Genomic DNA, 20,652 nt, shown 5'->3' on the forward strand with positions numbered 1-20,652 from the left:
GGCGGAACATTATTCAGCGCCGAAGCCTGGGTGGCTGGCGATGTAGGCGCCGGCGCCCGCGCCCGCGCTCAACATCCAGCCGATCAACAGCAGGAACACCAGCATCATGCAGAACAGCGTCGACACGCGGCGCGCGTCGGCCTGGTTCTGGAATACCGGCTGCTTGCCGTAGCCGATGCCGAAGAAGTACGCGGCCACTACCGTCACCAGGTAGTGCACGGCGCCGAAGGTTTCGCCCAGCTCGCCCTTGCGCGGATGGTCGACCAGCAGGTGCGACAGCGCCACCAGCACGATGTAGATGACCGAGGCCGACAGTGGCGGCAGGTACAGGCCGAACTTCTCGACCAGGTTGCGCACGCCGATATTCTTCTTGGCCAGCAGCGGCAGGATGATGTTGTGGGTCAGGCCGACAATGGCGATGATCTTCAGCAGCACCGCCTTGTGCAGGCTGCTGCTGCCCATGGCCAGGTTGTGCAGGTTGGTTTCGCCCTGGCGGTTGTTCTGCGCGAAGAATTCCGGCGGAATGATGTGCAGCACGCGCTGGAACCAGCTGATCTCTTCCATGGCGGCCAGGCCCACCAGCGCGCTCAGGCCGACGAAGGCCAACAGTTGCAGGTTGATCTTCGGCTCGCGCTGCCATTGCTCCACGGCCAGGAAGCCCAGCACGCCGGACAGGAAGGTAAAGCACAGGAACTGCATCCACTCGACGATGCCGTCTTCCACCAGCAGGCGCCACAGCGCCGCCTGGTCGTGCGAGAACGCAATCGCCAGGCCCAGCACGAAGATGTTGATCAGCACGCCGACCGCGATCACCGGATGGATGTACCACTTCTTATCAACCATGTATCACTCCCTTGTTGTGTGTGTTTTATAGCGTTAATCTTATTCGATGCCGGCGCGGCTGCGCGCCAGTTCCGGCTCGGCCTCCGTCACGCGGCCATGGGCCAGGCTGGCGCCGGCGCGGTAGGCCAGGTAATGGCGGCGGCCGGCAAAAATGGCCGATCCCAGCGCCCAGGCCCACAGCAACGGGTCCAGCAGCGCATCCCACAAGTTGCCGGTCGGCAGGCGCAGCAGCGAAAACAGCAGCACGGCCGTCAGCAGCGCCGCGCCGCCGGCGCCAAAGCGCAGCCAGATCGCCGCCACGCCGGCCAGCGCCGCCACCATCGCCAGCACGGCGGCGGCGTCGGCGTCGAAGCCGCGGTAATACAGGCCCAGCGCCAGCACGCCGAACGCATCGAGGTACAGCACCGTGCCCAGCACCGTCAGCAACAGCGCGAACGCCGGATGCAGCAGGAAATCGACCGGCCGCCCGTTCCAGCGCGCGCACAGCGCCACCAGCGCGTAGCCGGTCAGCAGGCCGCTCGGGTACTGGAACACCAGCGTCAGCCAGTAGGCCGGCGACGCTTCGCCCGGCAGCGCCATCACCAGCGCCACCGTGACGGCGACGATCAGCTTGGCGCGCCGGGCCAGCACCGGGAACCAGCGCGGCAGCAGGCCGGGCAGCACCGACAGCAGCATCGAGGCGGCCACCAGCGCCCAGGCCAGGCGCGCGTATATGATCTGCAGGGAGAGATCGGGCAAACTCATGCTAGTCCTTCGCCAGATGGATTTTCAAACGGTGGTGCGCGATCGCGCGCCGCTGATAGGTGTACGTGATATGCAGCTCGTCGCCCAGCTGGTACATGGCCGGGTACGAGAACTCGTCGCCCGGCTGGCCGCTGACGATATCGGTCAGCTCCTGCCAGCGGTGGCCGTCGAGCGACTGCGACAGCGTCAGCGTGCTGCGCGCGGTGTCGCGGTTGGTGCCGTCGTTGCGCAGCATCAGCAAGCTGCCGCTGTCGAGCCGCAGCACCGCCAGCGAGGTGCCGAGGTTCTTGATCGAGGTCGGCCCCATGTCTGCCCAGGTGACGCCGCCGTCGTGGCTGATCGCCTGCTGCACCACCGAATCGTCCTTGGCGGCGTCGCGCATCCAGGCGCGCACCTCGTTGTTATTGACCGGCACCAGCGTCGGCTGCAGCGAGCGGGTGCGCTCGCCGATGCGCGTCAGGCGCTGCGGATCGCCGTTGGCGTCGAACGACACCAGCATCGGGTACTTGTGGCCGATTTCGAAATACACCGGCAGCCACCAGCCGCCGCCGGCCAGGCCGACCGGCGACGAGCGCACCAGCACGCTGGTATTGAACACCGGCGACATCGGCAGCACGCGGCGCACGGTGAACGTGGCGCCCTCGTCGGTCGATTGCAGCTGCACCACGCGCGACGCCGCCCAGCCGCCGAGACCGGTGGCCACCACGTACAAGTGGACGGTGCCGTCGGCGCCGGTCCAGGCGACCGGGTTGCCGATGCGCCGCACGCCATGGCCCAGCGCGGCGCCGAGCGAGTCGCGGCTGGCCACCACCCAGTTGTCGCTCCAGCGGCCGTTGCTCCAGCGCGAGGCGTAGACCTGCACGTCGGGGCCGCTTTCGCGGCTGCCGGCCCACCAGAACGAAATCAGGTCGCCATGCGGCAATTGCGCCAGCGCGCTGGCGTGGGCGGAAGGCACGCCCTTGGGCATGGGAATGATGGCGCGCGACAGTTCGGTCAGCGTCACCGGCGCCGGCGTGACGGCGGCCAGCGGCGCCGGCTTGACGTGGTGCTGATCCGAGCGCAGCCAGCGCCCGGCCTCGGTGGCCATGACTGTGATAACTACAGCAATACATGCCAGCACGACCAGTGTGCCTGGGCGCTGTGCAGTTGGGCGAAAAACTCCCATTCCGTCTCCAGAGATCGGGACATGGAAGCCTGCTCGGTGATTCCCCTGCCCAAAAATAAAGTACTTCCTTGCCAGCGAACAGCTTGTGGCTGCCGCCGGGCACGGACGAAGTCGGTATCGTACAGGAAAACCGGGGCCAGATGTAGATGACCAGGCGGTCAGATGCGCACCGCCCGCCCCTTCATGCGCTGAATTTTCGATAACAAAACGCTGGAAAACTTGATTTTTAGCATTTTTTTGCATTGTTTGCAAGCTAGACTAATTGCCGCGCACGGCGCGCCCTCGCGCGCCGGCCCCGATAGGATGCCCGCATGCTTGCAGACCCCAGCGATTTGGACCGTAGCGCCACCACCATGATGCCCTCCGACGCCGACATCCAGCAGCGCCTGCTGTTTCTGGAGGTGACGGCCGAAGACGTGAAGCTGCTGCGCGCAATCCATCCGCTACTGCAAGCACGGCTGCCGGCCGTCATCGCCGGCTTTTACCGCCATCTGCAATCGGTGCCGGTGCTGCGCACGATGCTGGCCGATCCCGTGGTGCTGGACCGCCTGCACCAACTGCAAGGTAAATACTTCGCCACCCTGACCGCCGGCGATTACGGCGCCGACTATGTGCGCCACCGCCTGCGCGTGGGCCTGGCGCACCAGCGTATCGGCCTGGCGCCGGAATGGTATATCGGCGCCTACCGCAAATACCTCGGCGACCTCGGCCCCGTGCTGCAAGACCTGCTGCGCGAGCGCCCCGCCCTGCTGCTGCCGACCTATAACGCGCTGATGAAGGTCGCCAGTTTCGACATGGGCCTGGCGCTGGATACCTATATCCAGGCCGGCCGCCAGCAGCTGCGCGATAGCGAGGCGCGCTTCCGGGCCGCGTTCGGGCAGGCGGCGGTCGGGCTGGCCCAGTTGTCGGCCGAGGGCCGCTGGCTGCGCGTCAACCGCAAGTTGCAGGACATCGTCGGCTACAGCGAGGAGGAGCTGCGCCGGATGCACCTGTCGGACCTGGTCTCGCCCGAGGACTGGCAGCTCGACGCGCCGCTGCTGCACGCGCTGGCCCACGGCGAGCTGGAAACCTCGGCCCGCGAGAAACGCTACCTGTGCAAGGGCGGCCGCCAGGTCTGGGTCAAGGCCACGGTCACGGCGATGCGGCCGGACGGCAGCGCCGCCGCGCTGGTGGCGGTGATCGAGGATATCTCCCAGCGCAAGCAGTTCGAGGAGGAACTGATGCACCTGGCCCGCCACGACGCCCTCACCGGCCTGGCCAACCGCACGCTGCTGCTGGACCGCGTGTCGCAAGCGATCGCCCAGGCGCGCCGCAGCGGCAACCAGGTGGCCATGCTATTCCTCGACCTGGACCGCTTCAAGACCATCAACGACAGCCTCGGCCACGACGCCGGCGACCGCGTGGTGGTCGAGGTCGGCCGCCGCCTGAAGCAGGCGGTGCGCGACGCCGACACCGTAGCCCGCTTCGGCGGCGACGAGTTCGTCGTGCTGCTGCCCGAGCTGCCGAACGAGGATATCGCGGCCGCGCTGGCGCAGAAAATCCTCAACGCGCTGTTCGAGCCGATGCTGATTCAGGGCCACGAGCTGGCGCCGGCGTGCAGCCTCGGCATCAGCCTGTATCCGCGCGACGGCGCCGACGGCAAGACGCTGCTGAAAAACGCCGACGCCGCGCTCTACCAGGCCAAAGCCATGGGACGCGGCAATTACCAGTTCTACTCGGAGGAGATGAACGCCCGCACGCTGGACCGGCTGACGCTCGAAAGCGGCCTGCGCCACGCGGTCGAGCGCGGCGAGTTGCAGCTTAAATATCAGCCGCAGATCGATCTGGCCAGCGGCGCCATCGTCGGCGCCGAGGCGCTGCTGCGCTGGCATCCGGCCGGCCAGCACCTGGTGATGCCGGACGCCTTCATCAGCATCGCCGAGGAAACCGGGCTGATCGTCCATATCGGCGAATGGGTGCTGCGCACGGCCTGCGCGCAGCAGGTCGCGTGGCGGCGCGCCGGCTTGCCGGCGCTGCGCATGGCGGTCAACCTGTCGGCGCGGCAGTTCCGCCAGGCCGGCCTCGACGCGATGGTGGCGCAGGTGCTGCAGGACACCGGCTGCGCGCCGGACGCGCTGGAACTGGAAATCACCGAATCGGTGTTGATGGACCGCGCCGACAGCGCCGCGCTGACGCTGCAACGGCTGAGCGACATGGGCGTGCAACTGGCCATCGACGACTTCGGCACCGGCTACTCCAGCCTGTCCTACCTGAAGCGCTTCCCGATCAATGCGCTGAAAATCGACCGTTCCTTCGTCAGCGATATCTCGGCCGGCGCCGACGATGGCGCCATCGCCGGCGCCGTCATCGCGCTGGCGCACTCCATGGGCCTGACCGTGGTGGCCGAAGGGGTCGAAACGTCGCGCCAGCGCGACTTCCTGCGCGCGCTCAAATGCGACCAGGCGCAGGGCTTTTACTTCAGCGAGCCGATGCCTGCGGCGGCGCTGGAACAGATTCTTATCCAAGGAGGAAACCCACCATGATGTTGCACATACCGGGCGTGCTGACGCCCGAACAAGTGGCCCATATGCGGCAGCAACTGCACGCCGCCGAATGGGTCGACGGCCGCGGCACCGTCGGCGACCAGGGCGTCAAGGTCAAGAGCAACCGACAGCTGGCCGAGCAGTCGCCGCTGGCCAGGGAACTGGGCCAGATCGTGCTGGACGCGCTGGCGCGCAATCCGCTGTTCTTCTCGGCGGCCCTGCCGCTGCGCACCTGCCCGCCGATGTTCAACCACTACGCCGGCGGCGGCGCCTACGGCAACCACGTCGACGGCGCAATGCGCCGCATGGCGCCCAACGGCCAGTGGCTGCGCACCGACGTCTCGTCGACGCTGTTTCTGACCGATCCCGACGACTACGACGGCGGCGAACTGGTGGTCGAGGACAACTACGGCACGCACGAGGTCAAGCTGCCGGCGGGCGACCTAATCGTCTATCCCTCGACCAGCATCCACCGCGTCGAACCGGTCACGCGCGGCGCCCGCATCAGTTGCTTCTTCTGGACCCAGAGCATGGTGCGCGACGACCTGCAGCGCTGCCTGCTGCTCGAGCTCGACCGCAATATCCAGGCGCTGCGCGCGCGCCTCGGCGATTGCGACGAGCTGGTCGGCCTGACCGCCCACTATCACAACCTGCTGCGCCAGTGGAGCATGGCCTGAGCGCCTAAAACTCTGCTACAATCGCCTCTTTAAACGATAATAATTCTCATTTATCGAAGAGGGATGGGCAGTGGACGTAAGTGTTGAAAGTCTGTATCGCGAGCACAATTCGTGGCTGACCGGCTGGCTGCGGGCGCGGCTCGGCCATTGCTCGGACCGCGCCGCCGATTTCGCCCAGGACACCTTCGTCCGCATCCTGCAGGCGCGGCCGGCGGTGGCCGACATCGCCCAGCCCAAGTCCTACCGGCCACCATCGCGCGCGGCCTGATGATCGACCATTTCCGCCGCAACGATATCGAACAGGCCTATCTGGCGGAACTGGCGCTGGTGCCGGAGGCGATGCAGCCCTCGCCCGAGGAACGCGCCGTGCTGCTGGAAACGCTGTGGGCCATCGACCGCATGCTGACCGGCCTCGGCCCGAAAGTGCGGCAAGCCTTCCTGCTGGCGCAGATCGACGGCCTCGATTACGAAACCATCGCCGCCGAGCTGGACGTGTCCGTCAGCAGCGTCAAGAAATACATGCGCAAGGCCGTCACGGAGTGCCTGAAATGCTTGTGACGCCATTGACCGAACAGCACCTGGAAGCGGCAGCCGACTGGTTCCTGCTGCTGGCCGAGGACGACACGCCGGCCACCCGCGCCCGCTGGCAGAGCTGGCTCAACGCCGCCAGCGCCCACCAGCTGGCGTGGCAGAAGGTGGAAAAGCTGCAAAGCCTGCTGGCAGCCGCGCCGCGCCAGGCGCGCCAGGCGCTGCAAGCACCGCGCAAGCCGCGCCGCCAGCTGATGGCCGCGCTGGGCGTGGCGCTGGCTGCCGGCGTCATCTACGCGCTGCTGCCGCAACGCCATGCACCACCGCAGATCGCCTGGAGCAGCACCGCGCGCGGCCAGCGCCGTGCCATCCGCTTGCCGGACGGCGGCCAGTTGTGGCTCGGTTCGGACACGCGCGTCGGCGTCGCCTACCATGCCGGCGCGCGCGATATCTATCTGTCGCACGGCGCGATCCAGTTGAGCAGCGGCAGCGACCCGCAGGCGCGGCCGCTGCGCATCCTGGCGCGCGACGGCGTCGTGCGGCCGCTCGGCACGCGGCTGACCGTCAGCGTCTACCCGTCGCACACCACGCTGGCCGTGCAGCAGCACGCGGTCGAGGTGCAGCCGCTGCAGGGGCCGGCGGTGCGGGTCGAGGCCGGCGAGCGCATCACGTTCAGCGCCGACGGCGGCAGCCGGCCGCAACCGGCTCCAGTGGCCGAGGACGCCTGGACCAGGGGCCTGCTCATGGCCCTGAATATGCCGCTGGCCGAATTTGCCGAGCAATTCACGCTGTACTCCGGCCAGCCGGTGTCGGTGGCGCCGGGCGTGGCCGGGCGCCGCGTCTCCGGCACCTTCCAGCTCGACGCGCCGCAGCGTTCGCTGCAAACGCTGGCCGAGGTGCTGGCCGTGCGCCTCGACCAGCGCGCCGAAGGCTGGCAATTCCGTCCCCGTTAAAATATTTTGCCTGGCCGTTGTCCTTTTTCGAAACTCGTTCGGCTTACCAGCAAGTAGATAACTTTTGAGCCGACAATATGAAACTGGTCCCCAAGACTGCCCTGCTCGCGGCATTGCTGAGCGCGGGCGTGATTGCGCCGTCGCATGCCGCCGACGCCGCCGCTAAAACCTACACCATCGCCGCCGCTCCGCTGGCCGAGGCGCTGAACCGCTTTGCCGCCGATGCCGGCGTGATCCTGGTGTTCGACGCCAACCTGCTGCGCGGCCTGCAATCCAAGGGCTTGCAGGGCAAGTATGACTTGCCGTCCGGCTTCCAGGCGCTGCTGGCGGGCACCCGCTACGAAGTGGTGCCGGCGCGCTCCGGCGCCTACATCCTGCGCGAACGGTCCGTGCCGCCGCCGGCGCGCGAGCCGGCCAGCGAGACCAAGCCGGACGCCAATATGGGCGAAATCACGGTGACGGCGTCGACGCTGCCGACCGTGGACCGGCTGGACCGCGAAATGATCGTGCACATGGCCGCCATCAACGGCGACATCACCAGCCAGCTCAAGCTCAACCCCAATGTGCAGTACGATGAATCGCAGCTGTCCTCGCTCACCGGCGGCGAAATCGCCCCGGCCGAGATCAGCATCCACGGCGCCAAGCCCTACCAGAACGAGATGCTGCTGGACGGCGTGTCGATCGCCAACGACCTCGATCCCGGCGCCAAGATCATGGCCGGCACCGCCGACCTGATTCCGGGCACGGCGCAATCGCTGGCCATCGACAGCAGCATCCTGTGCGACATCGAAGTCAAGGATTCGAATATCTCGGCCGAATACGGCCGCTTCACGGGCGGCGTGGTCAGCTCGAAAATCTGCTCGGCGCGCAAGAAGCTCGGCGGCAGCGTCGCGGTCGGCTACACCTCGTCGGCGTGGAGCAAGCTGTTCATCGATCCCAACCGCGAACGCGACTTCGAGCAGTCGTCGAGCGAAAACGAGCAGCCGCGCTTCAAAAAGTGGACTTACAAAACCACGGTCGAGGCCCGCCCGACCAGCGAATGGGGCGTACTGATCAGCGCCGTCCGCAAGACCTCGGATATTCCGCTGCGCCGCTTCTCGACCAGCAACGAAGGCACGACCGAAAGCAAGGAAGTGACGCAAAAGCGCAAGCAGGACACGCTGATCGTCAAGACCGACTACGCGCCGGCCGGCAGCCCGCACAAGGGCGAGCTGACGCTGGTGTACGCGCCGTCCGCCAACACCTATTTTCTGGAAGACTTCCGCGACAGCGATTACACCATCGAAGGAGGCGGCCTGAACCTGAGCGGCAAGCTGGAATCGCGCTACGCGCCGGTGCTGCTGACCAATCAGCTGTCCTACTCGCAAAACAAGCAGTCGCGCCGTGGCGACGCCGATTACTACCGCCGCTGGCGCTGGTCCACCGACAAAAACTGGGGCGACCCGACCGGCGCCACCAACGCCACCAGCGGCGAAGGCGCCTGGGGCGATATCGACCAGGAACTGAAATCGCTCGAATACAAGCTGCGCGCGACATTCCAGCCGCAAACGCTGGGGCCGACCAGGCACCGCGTCGCGGCCGGCGTCGACCTGCGCCGCCAGCAGGCCGAGTACGCGCGCCTGAAAGACCAGTACAACTACTACACGGTGGCCGACTTGCCGAACGCCATCCGCACTTGCCGCCTGACCGACGGCACGCTGGACACCGAGGCGTGCTCGGCGACACCGTCGCTGAAAGGCGTGGGCCAGTATTTCCGCAACCTGATGATCTACCACGCCGGCAGCTTCGACCTGAGCAGCCATTCCGGCGCCGCCTTCATCGAGGACGACGCCAGCTGGGGCGACTTTTCGCTGCGCGTCGGCGTGCGCGCCGACCATGACAGCATGGCCGGCGGCAGCAATGTCGCGCCGCGCGTCAAGCTGGGCTGGCAGGCCGCCGATCCGCTGTTTCTGGACGTGGGCGTGAACCGCTACTACGGCCGCAATCTGTTCGCCTATGCGCTGCAGGAAAAAATCAACACGCTGAAAACCACCCAGGGACGCAACGGCACGCTGGCGTGGAGCGAGCCGGTCGTGGCCAAGCCGCTGAACCGGCTGGAAGACCTGCGCTCGCCGTATGACGACGAGCTGACGCTCGGCGCCAGCTATGACAGCGAACTGCTGGCCGGTCCGCTGGCCCTGCGCGTCACCCGCCGCAACGGCCACGACCAGATCGTCAAGCTGCTGAAGACCCGCCAGACCGAATGCAATTCCAATCAATGCTATGTGTACACCAATAATGGCAGCAGCAAGACCAAGGACATCACGCTGAGCTGGTCCAACGCGCGCGCCTTCAAGACCGGCGGCGTGGCGACCCGCATGTGGGTGGCGATCAACAAAAGCGACGTCGAGTCCAACTACGCCACTTATGACGACGTCTACAGCACCGCCATGCTGACCGACGAGTTGATCCGCTACGACGGCAAAATCATCCGTTATTCGGAAAAGCCGGCCGACAACTATAACCGGCCATGGACGCTGCGCGTGGGCGCAATGAGCACGGCGGTGGCGCAGCAGCTGACCGTGAGCAACATCCTGCGCGTGCGCGGCGGCTACCAGCAGATCGTCCAGAACGGCACGATCGTGCATGAGGGCGCCAATATCCGCAATTTCGAGCAGACCAATATGCCACGCTCGGCCGCCATCGACACGGTGCTGCACTGGACGCCGCGGGTCCACCGCGACCAGAAGCTGGACGTCAAGCTGACCATCGAGAACCTGACCAACAAGAAGAACAAGATGACCGTCAGCGACAATTATGTGTCCTACGAGCGCGGCCGCACCATTGCACTGGAGATCGGCTATGCGTTCTAAGCTGGCACTACTCGCGCTGGGCGTTGCGCTGTCGCTGTGCGCGCGCGCCGAAGACTTCCGCTGGGACAGCCGCGTGCAGCGCGGCCAGCTGGACAACGGCTTCAGCTATTACATCGTCAAGGACAAGGGCAGCCAGGTGTCGATGCAGCTGCTGGTGCGCGTTGGCTCGCTGGACGAGCGGGACGACCAGTCCGGCGTGGCCCACATGGTCGAGCACATGGTGTTCCACACCACCGGCGCTCATCCGGAGGGCTTGCGGACCTATATGGAAAGCCAGGGCTGGCGCATCGGCAAGCATTACAACGCCCAGACCAATTTCGAGCGCACGCTGTACCAGCTGGCGCTCGACAAGCGGCCGGAACGCATCAACGCCGGCCTTAACGCGCTGTCGGAAATCGCCGGCGGCGCGCTGATCCCGGCCGAGGGACTGGAGCGCGAGCGCCAGATCATTCTGGAAGAGTGGCGCACCAAGCTCGGCGTGCGTGAACGGATGGACAAGCAGCGCCGCGCCATGCTGCGCGAAGGCTCGCTGTACCCGGAACGGCCGACCATCGGCACCGAGCGCAGCATCCGCGAGCAGCCTGCGGCGTCGCTGCGCCAGTTCTATACCGATTGGTACAGGCCGGGCAATATGGCGCTGATGGTGGTCGGCAATGTCGACGTGCCCGCGCTGGAAGCCGGCATCCGCGCCCGTTTCGGCGGCCTGAAGGCGGCCGCCCTGCCCGCCCGCAACCCGGCCGATCCGCAATTGCGCGACCAGTTGCGCGTTGTCCGCTTGCAGGACGCGGAAAGCGGCAGCAGCCAGGTGGGCTACGTGAACCGCTTCGCCGTCAACAAGCAGCAGGACGATGCCGGCCTGCGCGAGCGTATCATCGACCGCATCGCCGAACGCAGCCTACGGACGCTGGTGCGGCGCGCGGCCGGGTCATTGCCGGGCGGCGTAGAGTCGCTGACCAGTTCCAAGGGCGAGCTGGGCGAGTCGACCGCGTCGCTGGGCTTTGCTTCCAGCGTGGCCGTCGACGGCCATCAGGCCGGCCTGCGCGAGATCATGCAACTGCGCCAGCGTGTGCTGTCGGAAGGCCTGCGCGAGGAAGATATCCGCGCCGAGATTGAAGAGGTCCGCCGCCTCAATGAAAAAGGCCCGGCGCAGCAAGAGGCGCGCGATTTTGCCGGCTGGGTGCAGATGCTGGGCGAAGCGGTTCAGGGCGAACGCGTGTTGCAGGACCCGCTGCAAAAGCAGGCGCATATTCGTACGATTCTGGCCAGCCTGAAGCCCGCGGAGATCAACGCCCGCGTGCGCAGCTGGATCAACGCACCAGACCGCATTGTGTTCATGATGGCGCCGGGCCTGAGTCCGCTGACGCTGCCCACGGTCGCAGAGGTGCGCGGCATGCAGGCGGAGCTGGCGGCCAGGCCGCTGCCGGCACTGGCCGAGGCCAAGGCAGACGCGCCGGCGCCACCGGCGGCCGTCATGCCGCAAGTTGCCACCAGCGGGACCATCACGCGGCAGGACGAGCTGGGCGAAGGCGTGCAGCGTTGGACGCTTTCCAACGGCGACGTCCTGGTCTGGAAACCTGCGCCGGAAGACAAGCAAACCCGCTTCGTCGCGCAAAGTGGCGCCGGCTATCGCCTGCCCGGTGCGCCATCCTGGCAACGCCAGCTGGCGGCGCAACTGGGGCAGAACGCTGACCTCAACGGCCAGGCGGAGGGCGAATTGCGCCGCTGGATGGCCGGGCGCAAGCTCAATCTGTCGCAGCAGCACAGCGAAACGCAGCTGAGCTACAGCGCGCAGGTGACGCCGGAGCAGTTGCAGGATCTGCTGCACCTGTACGCTGCCCGCCAGACGCAAAGCGAGATTCAGCTCGACGCGCTTACCGGCGCCAGCCGGCAGTTGCAACGGCAGTCGGCGCGCCGCCCGGACAGCGTTAGCGAGCGCATGTCGGCCGAGATGAGCAAGCTGCGCTACGGCGAACTGCCGCAGGACGGCTATCCCGACGCGGAAGCGCTGCGCGCGCTGATGTCGCCGGCAGGCTTGCAATCCGTGCGCGAGCAATGGCAGCAACTCAGCCGCCAGCCGGTGACCTACTTCATCAGCGGCCCGTCGGACGCGGCGCACGTCCGCGACCTGGCCAGCCGCTACCTGGCCGGCATCCCGCGCCAGTCCGCCGCGCCAAGTGCGCAGGTCGCGCAGTCGGGGCAGCCGGGCCAGTCGCCGCAGGCGGTGCCGTCCGCGCAGGCGGTGCAGTCGGCGCAGCCAGCGCCGGCGATGCAGACGGTGCCGGCGTCGTCGTCGGGACAGTCGGCGCACGCGGTGCAGGCGATGCAGGCAGCGCAGCCGCTGTTGCAGCGCGCGGGGTATCATGAAAGCCGGCTTGCCATCGGCATCGAGCCGCAAGGCAGCTTGCGCGCCATGGGCAGCCAGCCGCTGGAATGGTCGCCGGAACGGGCGATGCGTACGGCCATCCTGTCGCGAATTGTCTATCGCCAGCTGCGCCAGGAACTGCGCGAGAAGGAAGCCGGCATCTACCGTCTCAACTACAAGCTGACGCTGGAGCCGGGCCGCAACCGCCTGGCCAGCGAGCTGTCATTCACCGCCGCGCCCGAACGCCTGGACGCCTTATGGTCCGCCGCCCGCCGCGTATTGGAACGTCTGCCGGATCAGCTGGACAACGCCATGCTGAACGAAGAAATCCAGCAAATGCGCAGCGACGAAAGCAAACGCACCAGCGACGGCACGGCGCAATTCAACCGGCTGCAACTGAGCTACACGCAGTTTGGCGACGCCCGCTATCTGGCCGACAGCAAGCACCTCACCGCAACGCTGACGCCGGACAGCATCCGCCAACTGGCGCGCGAGTTCAGGCTGGCCGACGACCTGGCGGTGGTCAAAGTGCTGCCACGGCCGGCGGCCCGCTAGCTGCCGCTAAGGCATATAGCTATCGAGATTGGATGGAGTGATGTACACCGCGTCCAGCATGACGGTACGCCTCGCGGGAAGCTTCTTCTCGATGGCGGCCGCCGCCATGTGGACAGCGTGATACCCGATCGCGTGCGGCGCCTGAGCGATCAGGCCCGCCACCGCGCCGGTGCGTACGCCTTCAAGTAGCTGGTCGGTGACATCCACTGCGATATACGTGACCGGCCCGACCAGCCCATGCTCGCGCAGCGCGGTCAGCACACCCATGCTGGTAGCCTCATTGGGCGCAAACACTCCCTGGAAACGGCCGGCATAACGCGTAAGCGCCGCAGAGCTGCGGATGAAAGCCTCGCCGTACACCGCGCCGATAGGACCGGCGTCGATAACCGTCAGGCCACCGCGCCGGGCGGCATCGGCAAAGCCGCGTTCGCGCTCGCCGGTGGTCTGCCAGCCGAGCTTCATGCGGAACAGCAGCACCGCCCCTTTGCCATGCAGGCTAGCCGCCATGGACTCGCCAGCCAATTGTCCCGCCTTGTAATTATCGGTGCCAACCATGCCGGCGGCCGCAGGCGCGCCCAGGCTGCGGTCAACGTAGATCCAGGGGATGCCGGATTGCTTCAGCTTAGCCACCGCCGGCGCCACCTCCAGCGAACCGGGCGCGATGACGACGGCCAGGCAGCGCCGCTGGCGCACGACTTCGAGCACGATATTCTGGATGTCGGCTTGGTCCTCGGCCTGCGGGCCGCGAAAGTAAATCTCGTAGCCCAGGGCGTTTCCGGCCTCGGTCGCGCCGCTGTGGACGGCGCGCCAGAAGCTGCCGCCACCGCCGCTCGGTATGAAGCCGATGCAGCCCGCCGCATGCGCCGCGATGGGCGCGAGCAGCAACACAGCGATGGCGGCAAGGCGCGTTTTCGTTTTCATGTGACCGAGCTTACCAGAACCCGGCCACTTGCCCTGCCTAGTACAACACCACCGAACGGATCGACTCGCCGCTCTTCATCAGGTCGAAGCCCTGGTTGATGTCTTCGAGCTTGAGGCGATGGGTGATCAGGTCATCGATATTCAGCTTGCCTTCCATGTACCAGTCGACGATCTTCGGCACGTCGGTACGGCCACGGGCGCCACCAAAGGCCGAACCTTTCCATTCGCGGCCGGTCACCAGCTGGAACGGCCGGGTCGAAATTTCCTGCCCCGCCGCCGCCACGCCGATGATGAAGGACTGGCCCCAGCCCTTGTGGGTGCACTCCAGCGCCTGGCGCATCAGCGTGGTGTTGCCGACGCACTCGAAGCTGTAATCGGCGCCGCCGTCGGTCAGCTGGACGATGGCGTCCACCACGTTTTCCGCATCCTTCGGATTGATGAAGTGGGTCATGCCGAACTTGCGGCCCATTTCTTCACGCGCCGGGTTGATGTCGATGCCGATGATCTTGTCGGCGCCGACCATCTTGGCCGCCTGGATCACGTTCAGGCCAATGCCGCCCAGGCCGAATACCACCACGTTGGCGCCCGCCTCCACCTTTGCCGAGAACAGCACCGCGCCGACGCCGGTGGTCACACCGCAACCGATGTAGCACACCTTGTCGAACGGCGCGTCGGAGCGGATCTTGGCCAGCGCGATCTCCGGCACCACGATGTAGTTGGAGAAGGTCGAGGTGCCCATATAGTGGAACAGCGGCTTGCCGTCCAGCGAGAAGCGGCTGGTCGCATCCGGCATCAGGCCGCGCCCCTGCGTCGAGCGGATCGCCTGGCACAGGTTGGTCTTCTGCGACAGGCAGAATTTGCACTGCCGGCATTCCGGCGTGTACAGCGGAATGACGTGATCGTCCTTTTTCAGCGTGGTGACGCCGGGGCCGACGTCCACCACCACGCCCGCGCCCTCGTGGCCCAGAATCGCCGGGAACAGTCCTTCCGGATCGGCGCCGGACAAGGTGTAGTAATCGGTATGGCAAATGCCGGTGGCTTTCAGCTCGACCAGCACCTCGCCGGCGCGCGGGCCGGCCAGGTCGACTTCCTCGATGGTCAGCGGCGCGCCGGCGCGCCATGCAACTGCTGCTTTGGTTTTCATGCATGCTCCCGTTAAAAGATGCCGGCATTGTGAGGCCTGCACCCGCGCGCGTGGGGACGGCCGGTCAAGAATGGCAGGAATTGATACAATAATGACCGGATTTTGCTGGCTGCCTTATGAACTCTCCAATTACTGTCGATATCGTGGTCTACCCCGGCTTTAAAGCGATGGAGGCCATCGGCCCGATGTCGGTGTTTGAATACGCCAACCTGCACTTGCAGCGGCGCGGCAAGGGCCCCGGCTACGATGTCCGCATCGCTTCCCACAAGACCGGCATGGTCCGCTCCGATACGCTGATGGCGCTGGAGGCGACCAAGGCGCTCAATCCCCTGGCGCTGCCGGACAACGCCATCATCGTCGGCGCGCGCCACATCCGCCAGGCCATGGAGGAAAGCGCGGCGATTACCGAGTGGGTGGCGGCGGTGGCGCCGCGCATCAAGCTGCTGACGGCGCTGTGCTCGGGCGCCTTCTTCCTTGCCGCCGCCGGGGTGTTGAACGGCAAGCGCGCCACCACCCACTGGAGCGTGGCCGACCGCTTGCAGGCCGAGTATCCGGCGATCGAGGTTGATGCCGACGCCATCTTCATCCGCTCGGACAATGTGTGGACCTCGGCCGGCGTCACCGCCGGCATCGACCTGGCGCTGGCGCTGGTGGAGGACGATTACGGCCGCGACCTGGCGCTGGAAGTGGCCACCGAAATGGTGGTGTACCTGAAGCGCCCGGGCGGCCAGTCGCAATTCAGCACGCACTTGCGTAGCGAGCGCACCACGCGGCCGAATATCCGCCAGCTGCAAAACTGGATACTCGATCATTTGCACGAGCGCCTGTCGGTGTCGCAGCTGGCGCAAAAGGCCATGATGAGCGAGCGTCACTTCGCCCGCGTGTTCCAGCAGGAGGTCGGACAGAGCGTGCAGGAATTTATCGAGATGTGCCGCTTTGAGCGCGGCACGCAGCTGCTGGCCGACCTGGCGCTGCCGCTGAAGACCGTTGCGGCGCGCGCCTGCTTCAGCGACGAGGCGCACATGCGCCGCGTCTTCATGAAAAAGCTGGGCATCACGCCAAAAGTCTACCGCGAGCGTTTCGCCACCACCGGCGCTTAAGCCTCCAGTGAGGCCAGCAGCTGGTTGAAATCGACCGGCTTGGTCAGGTGCTGGTCGAAGCCGGCGGCGCTGGAGCGCTGCTTGTCGGACGGCGTGCCCCATCCGGTCAGCGCGATGATCCTGGCGCCGGCCATGCCGTCGATGCCGCGCAGCGCCAGCGCGGCATCGTAGCCGCTGATGTCGGGCAGGCCGATGTCCATGAATACCACCTGCGGCAGATGCTCTCTTGCGGAGCTGATCGCACCCGCGCCGTTATGCGCCACCCGCACCTGATGGCCGCTGTACTCCAGCAGCGCACCCAGCGTCTCTGCCGCATCGACGTTATCGTCCACCACCAGTACCCGCAAGCCGGCCGCCTGCTGTGCGGCGGCCGCCATGGATGCCGAGGTGGGTGAAGAAGTTGCTGCGTCGTCGCTGATCTGCGCGCGCCCGGGCGCCGCCATGGCCGGCGCTTCGTGCACCGGCAGCGGCAACGGCAGGTGCACAGTGAAACGGCTGCCTTTGCCGGCGCCGTCGCTCTCGGCGCTCACGCGGCCGTCGTGCAGCAGCACCACCTGGCGCACCAGATTCAAGCCCACACCCAGTCCGCCCTGCGCCATCTGCTGTCCGCTCTCCACCTGCGCGTACATGTCGAATACCGACGACAGCATATGCGCGTCGATGCCAATCCCGTTATCCGCGACCACCAGCGCCAGCTCGCCGTCGGCGATGCTGGCGGACAGCATAATCCGCCCGCCATGCGGCGTGTACTTGGCCGCGTTATTCAGCAGATTGCTCAGTACCTGCGCGATGCGATGACGATCGATATCGAGCGTCAGCGGCCCATCCGGCAACTGCAAAGACAACTGGTGGCCGCCCTTGCGCACCAGCGGCGAACTGATTTCCACGGCGTCGCTGACCACATCTTCCAGCAGCACATGTTCGCGCCGCAGCGTCACCTTGCCCTCGGCCAGGCGGGCGATATCGAGCAAATCATCCACCAGGTGCACCATATGGTCGACCTGACGCTGCATCATCCCCTGCAAATCGCCGGACACCGTGCCTGCCGGACTGGCCGCCATCAGCTCCAGCCCCGCGCGGATCGGCGCCAGCGGATTGCGCAACTCGTGCGCCAGCGTGAACAGGAACTCGCTCTGGCGGCGATTCTTCTCGGTCAACTCGCCGGCCAGGCGTTGCAGTTCCAGTTCAGCGTTCTTGTGAATGCTGATATCGAGGCTGATGCCGTCGAAGCGCGTAGGCTGCCCCTGGTCGTCCACATCGCACCAGCCGACCGCGCGCAGCCAACGGGGCGCGGCCCCGCCTTCCACGCGGAATTCCACGTCCAGCGGCACGCCGTCGCGCAGCGAGCGGCTGATGCCGGAAGAAATACGCCCACGATCATCCTCGCCCACCACGGCCAGCACCTGCTGCACGGTGACGCTATGCAGGCCGTCCAGGCCCAGGTGCGCCGCCATCTGCGGATTGATGCGCAACTCGCCGAACGGCGCATCGGCATGCCATACGCCGATATCGCCAGCGCCGGCAACGCGCTCGAAACGCTCCTGCAACACCTTGCGCGCATGGATATCGATCACCGTGCCGACGAAACCAACCGCCTGGCCGTCGTCGCCGATGCGCGGCATGCCGGCGTCGATGCACCAGCAATAGCTGCCGTCGGCGCGGCGCAGGCGGAAGTCCACCGAATACGGCGCGCCGGCCGCGCGGGCGGCGCCGAAGCTGGCTTCCACGTAATCGCGGTCGTCGGGATGGATGTTATCGAGCCAGCCATTGCCCAGATCCTGCTGCGGCGTGCGGCCGGTGTAGTCGTACCAGCGCTGGCTCAGATACGTGGTGTGGCCATGCGGATCCGTGGTCCACAGCATCACCGGCGAGGCGTCAATCAGCGCGTGGAAGTAAGCCTCGCGCAGCAAGGCATCCTGGCGCTGCTGATCGCGCTCGCGCGCCAGCGTCACCTGCCGCAGCACTCGCGCCAGCAGCTCGTTGGTCGAAAACGGCTTGACCAGATAGTCGTCCGCCCCCGCCTGCAAGCCTTCGATCTTGGCTTCCTCGCCGGCGCGGGCCGACAACAGGATCACCGGCAGATGGCGCAAGCCCTCGTCGGCGCGAATGCGGGCGATCAGGCCGAAGCCGTCCAGCCTTGGCATCATCACATCGCTGAGCAGCAGATCGCACGGCTCGCGTTGCAGGCGCTCGAACGCCGCTTCGCCGTCCGCGCTCACCGCCACATCGGCATGCGGATCGAGCAGCGACTTCAGATAGGCGCGCATATCGTTGTTGTCGTCGGCGATCAGAATGCGCGGGCGCTGCTGGAGCGCCGCCAGCAGGTCGCCGGACGCCGGCCGTGGCGGCAGCAAGCCTTGATCTTCATCCGGCAGCCAGCGCAAGGCCTCTTCCACGAAAGCGGCGCCGGTGCGCGGCGTGCCGCTGCTGGCCAGCGCCGGATCGGCATCGTGCGCGGCCACGCGGTCGGCCGGCAAATGCCCATGGCCGAACGGAATGTCGACGTCGAAGCGCGTGCCCTCGCCCACCACGCTGTGCACGGCGATCTGGCCGCCGTGCAGGCGCACCAGCTCCTGGATCAGCGCCAGGCCGATGCCGCTGCCCTCATATGTACGCCCCGGCGCGCCCTCGATGCGGTGGAAGCGTTCGAAAGTACGCGGCAGCTCGTGCGCCGGAATGCCGCCGCCGGTATCGATCACCGACAGCCGCGCCATGCCCGCGTGCGCGCGCAGCGTCAGCGTCACGCCGCCTTGCAACGTAAACTTGAACGCGTTCGACAGCAGGTTGAAGACGATCTTTTCCCACATGTCGCGGTCGACGTAGGCCGGTTCCGGCAACGGCGGCAGGTCGAGCGTGTAGCTCAGCCCACCCTTGGCCATGGCCGATTCGAACACGCCGGCTAGTTCCAGCGTCAAGCGCGCCAGGTCCACCGGCTGATAGCTGGCCTGCACGCGGCCGGCCTCGATGCGCGAAAAATCCAGCAGCGAGTTCACCAGCTTGAGCAGGCGCAGCGCGTTGCGGTGCGTGGTCTCGATGCGGCGCCGCTGTTCGTCCGACAGGCCGTCGTTGGCCAGCGCATCGTCCAGCGGACCGAGAATCAGCGTCAGCGGCGTGCGGAATTCGTGCGAGACGTTGGAGAAGAACGCCGTCTTGGCGCGGTCGATGCGCGCCAGCTCCTCGGCGCGGCGCTGCTCCTGCTCATAAGCGGTGACATTGCCGACCGCCGTGTTGAAGGCGGCGCTCAGCAGGCCATAGAAATTGCGGTAGTCGTCGTCCACCGCGCGGCGCGCGCTGACGCCGGCCACCACAAAGCCGAATACCTCCTGCTGGCCCGGCAGGCTGACCGGCAGCACCAGCGCGGAATCGGGCGCTTCCTCATACGGTCCGCAAGCGGCGCCGCCGAAGCGCGGCGCCAGTCCATCGACCTGGCGCGGCTTGCCGTCGGCGCCGGCCGCGGCGAACGGCCATACCAAGTCGTCCATGCCGGTCCGCAGCGGCGCCGGCGCGCTGCCCGCATCGATGCCGGCATGGCCGCGCAGATGCAGTTCGCCGCTTGCCTCGTCGCGCTGGTAGAACAGCAGGAACGGCACATCCAGCGACAGTTGTTCGTATTGCACGTACTGCGCCGCCACTTCGCCGCCGATGTCGTCCACCGTGCGCGCGTCGGCAATGCCGGCGCTCAGGTCGCGCAAGGTTTGCGTGCGGCGCGCGTTCAGCACCATCGCCGTGGTTTCGGTAATCGGGTGGAAGATGCCGCCGACATCGCCGGATTCATCGCGGATCGGCGAGAACGAAAACGTCATGAACGCTTCTTCGAGGTAGCCGTCGCGGTCCAGGAACATGCGCTGGTCCTTGATATACGTGCCCTCGCCCTGTTGCGCGCGGTCGAATTTGTCGCCGACCACCGGCAAGGCGGTGGCCCAGCACACCTTGAACGGTTCGCCCATCGACTGCGGATGCTTGCCGCCACAGATGGGCCGGTAGGCGTCGTTATAGATCTGGATATATTCCGGGCCCCATGCCACCAGGATCGGGAAGGTCGAGGACAGGCACAGGCTGACCGTGGTGCGCAGGCTCTGCGGCCAGCCGTCGATCGGCCCCAGCGGCGTGCGCGACCAGTCGATGGTGGCGATCAGGGCGGCCATTTCGCCGCCTCCCGCGAGCCAGTTGATATCGGTGGTAGTGCTGGACAGCTGGGAGGACATAGCGGCAATCTGGAAGGTGGACCCCTATTCTACCGTGCGTCCCGGCTATTTCGATTGCTTTTAGCCAATCGTGTTGCCAAC

General features: G+C 66.5%; 14 protein-coding genes. 8 read left to right on the top strand and 6 right to left on the bottom strand.

Annotation, left to right across the window (positions count from 1 at the left end; all coding sequences use genetic code 11):
• Positions 1-9 precede the first annotated feature (9 nt).
• From ACRQ5J_RS16440 to ACRQ5J_RS16450, 3 genes are read right to left on the bottom strand one after another with little or no spacing between them, the layout of a single operon-like run.
• On the bottom strand, positions 10-843 hold the full coding sequence (locus tag ACRQ5J_RS16440) for a hypothetical protein (protein WP_432378090.1): 834 nt from the start codon (positions 841-843) through the stop codon (positions 10-12).
• A 39-nt stretch (positions 844-882) separates the two neighbouring features.
• Positions 883-1,587 (bottom strand): hypothetical protein, encoded by a 705-nt coding sequence (locus ACRQ5J_RS16445; RefSeq protein WP_432378092.1) that lies wholly within the window; start codon positions 1,585-1,587, stop codon positions 883-885.
• A 1-nt stretch (position 1,588) separates the two neighbouring features.
• Positions 1,589-2,674 carry an exo-alpha-sialidase gene (locus ACRQ5J_RS16450; RefSeq protein WP_432378094.1) on the bottom strand — a complete coding sequence of 362 codons (1,086 nt, stop codon included), beginning with the start codon at positions 2,672-2,674 and terminating at the stop codon, positions 1,589-1,591.
• A gap of 389 nt (positions 2,675-3,063) precedes the next feature.
• Between ACRQ5J_RS16450 and ACRQ5J_RS16455 the strand changes: the two genes are divergently transcribed.
• The 7 genes from ACRQ5J_RS16455 (at position 3,064) to ACRQ5J_RS16485 (ending at position 13,201) form a co-directional block, all read left to right on the top strand.
• The gene (locus ACRQ5J_RS16455; RefSeq protein ID WP_432378096.1) at positions 3,064-5,274 is read left to right on the top strand and encodes a putative bifunctional diguanylate cyclase/phosphodiesterase; all 2,211 of its coding nucleotides are present in this window, start codon (positions 3,064-3,066) and stop codon (positions 5,272-5,274) included.
• Positions 5,271-5,951 carry a Fe2+-dependent dioxygenase gene (locus ACRQ5J_RS16460; protein ID WP_432378098.1) on the top strand — a complete coding sequence of 227 codons (681 nt, stop codon included), beginning with the start codon at positions 5,271-5,273 and terminating at the stop codon, positions 5,949-5,951. Before ACRQ5J_RS16455 ends, ACRQ5J_RS16460 begins: the two co-directional genes overlap by 4 nt.
• A 70-nt stretch (positions 5,952-6,021) precedes the next feature.
• Positions 6,022-6,219: a sigma factor gene (locus tag ACRQ5J_RS16465; RefSeq protein ID WP_432378100.1), complete on the top strand. Its 198-nt coding sequence runs from the start codon at positions 6,022-6,024 to the stop codon at positions 6,217-6,219.
• The gene (locus ACRQ5J_RS16470) at positions 6,219-6,509 is read left to right on the top strand and encodes a sigma factor-like helix-turn-helix DNA-binding protein (protein ID WP_432378102.1); all 291 of its coding nucleotides are present in this window, start codon (positions 6,219-6,221) and stop codon (positions 6,507-6,509) included. The genes ACRQ5J_RS16465 and ACRQ5J_RS16470 overlap by 1 nt, the downstream gene beginning before the upstream one ends.
• Positions 6,500-7,432: a FecR domain-containing protein gene (locus tag ACRQ5J_RS16475; protein ID WP_432378104.1), complete on the top strand. Its 933-nt coding sequence runs from the start codon at positions 6,500-6,502 to the stop codon at positions 7,430-7,432. The genes ACRQ5J_RS16470 and ACRQ5J_RS16475 overlap by 10 nt, the downstream gene beginning before the upstream one ends.
• Positions 7,433-7,509: 77 nt before the next feature.
• Entirely contained in the window at positions 7,510-10,284 is a 2,775-nt protein-coding gene (locus tag ACRQ5J_RS16480; RefSeq protein ID WP_432378106.1) for a hypothetical protein, read from the top strand.
• Positions 10,274-13,201 carry an insulinase family protein gene (locus ACRQ5J_RS16485; protein ID WP_432378108.1) on the top strand — a complete coding sequence of 976 codons (2,928 nt, stop codon included), beginning with the start codon at positions 10,274-10,276 and terminating at the stop codon, positions 13,199-13,201. Before ACRQ5J_RS16480 ends, ACRQ5J_RS16485 begins: the two co-directional genes overlap by 11 nt.
• Positions 13,202-13,207: 6 nt before the next feature.
• On the opposite strand, the gene ACRQ5J_RS16490 is transcribed toward ACRQ5J_RS16485, so the two are convergent.
• Both ACRQ5J_RS16490 and ACRQ5J_RS16495 read right to left on the bottom strand, forming a co-directional pair.
• Complete coding sequence (locus tag ACRQ5J_RS16490) at positions 13,208-14,122, bottom strand: substrate-binding domain-containing protein (protein WP_432378110.1); 915 nt, start codon at positions 14,120-14,122, stop codon at positions 13,208-13,210.
• 37 nt (positions 14,123-14,159) lie between these two features.
• Positions 14,160-15,266, bottom strand: a complete 1,107-nt coding sequence (locus tag ACRQ5J_RS16495) for an S-(hydroxymethyl)glutathione dehydrogenase/class III alcohol dehydrogenase (RefSeq protein WP_432378111.1) — start codon at positions 15,264-15,266, stop codon at positions 14,160-14,162.
• 116 nt (positions 15,267-15,382) lie between these two features.
• On the opposite strand from ACRQ5J_RS16495, the gene ACRQ5J_RS16500 reads away from it, so the two are divergent.
• Complete coding sequence (locus ACRQ5J_RS16500; RefSeq protein WP_432378112.1) at positions 15,383-16,366, top strand: GlxA family transcriptional regulator; 984 nt, start codon at positions 15,383-15,385, stop codon at positions 16,364-16,366.
• Here ACRQ5J_RS16500 and ACRQ5J_RS16505 read toward each other — a convergent pair.
• Positions 16,363-20,571, bottom strand: coding sequence for an ATP-binding protein (locus ACRQ5J_RS16505; RefSeq protein WP_432378114.1), 4,209 nt, complete (start codon positions 20,569-20,571; stop codon positions 16,363-16,365). The genes ACRQ5J_RS16500 and ACRQ5J_RS16505 overlap by 4 nt on opposite strands.
• Positions 20,572-20,652: the final 81 nt, after the last annotated feature.

The organism is Duganella sp. P38, assembly GCF_050859475.1.
Taxonomy (GTDB): Bacteria; Pseudomonadota; Gammaproteobacteria; order Burkholderiales; family Burkholderiaceae_D; genus Rugamonas.

What these genes read in the sequence shown, in the direction of transcription:
- ACRQ5J_RS16440 (WP_432378090.1), bottom strand. Translation starts at nt 843, where the DNA reads ATGGTTGATAAGAAGTGGTACATCCATCCGGTGATCGCGGTCGGCGTG.
- ACRQ5J_RS16445 (WP_432378092.1), bottom strand. Translation starts at nt 1,587, where the DNA reads ATGAGTTTGCCCGATCTCTCCCTGCAGATCATATACGCGCGCCTGGCC.
- ACRQ5J_RS16450 (WP_432378094.1), bottom strand. Translation starts at nt 2,674, where the DNA reads ATGGCCACCGAGGCCGGGCGCTGGCTGCGCTCGGATCAGCACCACGTC.
- ACRQ5J_RS16455 (WP_432378096.1), top strand. Translation starts at nt 3,064, where the DNA reads ATGCTTGCAGACCCCAGCGATTTGGACCGTAGCGCCACCACCATGATG.
- ACRQ5J_RS16460 (WP_432378098.1), top strand. Translation starts at nt 5,271, where the DNA reads ATGATGTTGCACATACCGGGCGTGCTGACGCCCGAACAAGTGGCCCAT.
- ACRQ5J_RS16470 (WP_432378102.1), top strand. Translation starts at nt 6,219, where the DNA reads ATGATCGACCATTTCCGCCGCAACGATATCGAACAGGCCTATCTGGCG.
- ACRQ5J_RS16475 (WP_432378104.1), top strand. Translation starts at nt 6,500, where the DNA reads ATGCTTGTGACGCCATTGACCGAACAGCACCTGGAAGCGGCAGCCGAC.
- ACRQ5J_RS16480 (WP_432378106.1), top strand. Translation starts at nt 7,510, where the DNA reads ATGAAACTGGTCCCCAAGACTGCCCTGCTCGCGGCATTGCTGAGCGCG.
- ACRQ5J_RS16485 (WP_432378108.1), top strand. Translation starts at nt 10,274, where the DNA reads ATGCGTTCTAAGCTGGCACTACTCGCGCTGGGCGTTGCGCTGTCGCTG.
- ACRQ5J_RS16490 (WP_432378110.1), bottom strand. Translation starts at nt 14,122, where the DNA reads ATGAAAACGAAAACGCGCCTTGCCGCCATCGCTGTGTTGCTGCTCGCG.
- ACRQ5J_RS16495 (WP_432378111.1), bottom strand. Translation starts at nt 15,266, where the DNA reads ATGAAAACCAAAGCAGCAGTTGCATGGCGCGCCGGCGCGCCGCTGACC.
- ACRQ5J_RS16500 (WP_432378112.1), top strand. Translation starts at nt 15,383, where the DNA reads ATGAACTCTCCAATTACTGTCGATATCGTGGTCTACCCCGGCTTTAAA.
- ACRQ5J_RS16505 (WP_432378114.1), bottom strand. Translation starts at nt 20,571, where the DNA reads ATGTCCTCCCAGCTGTCCAGCACTACCACCGATATCAACTGGCTCGCG.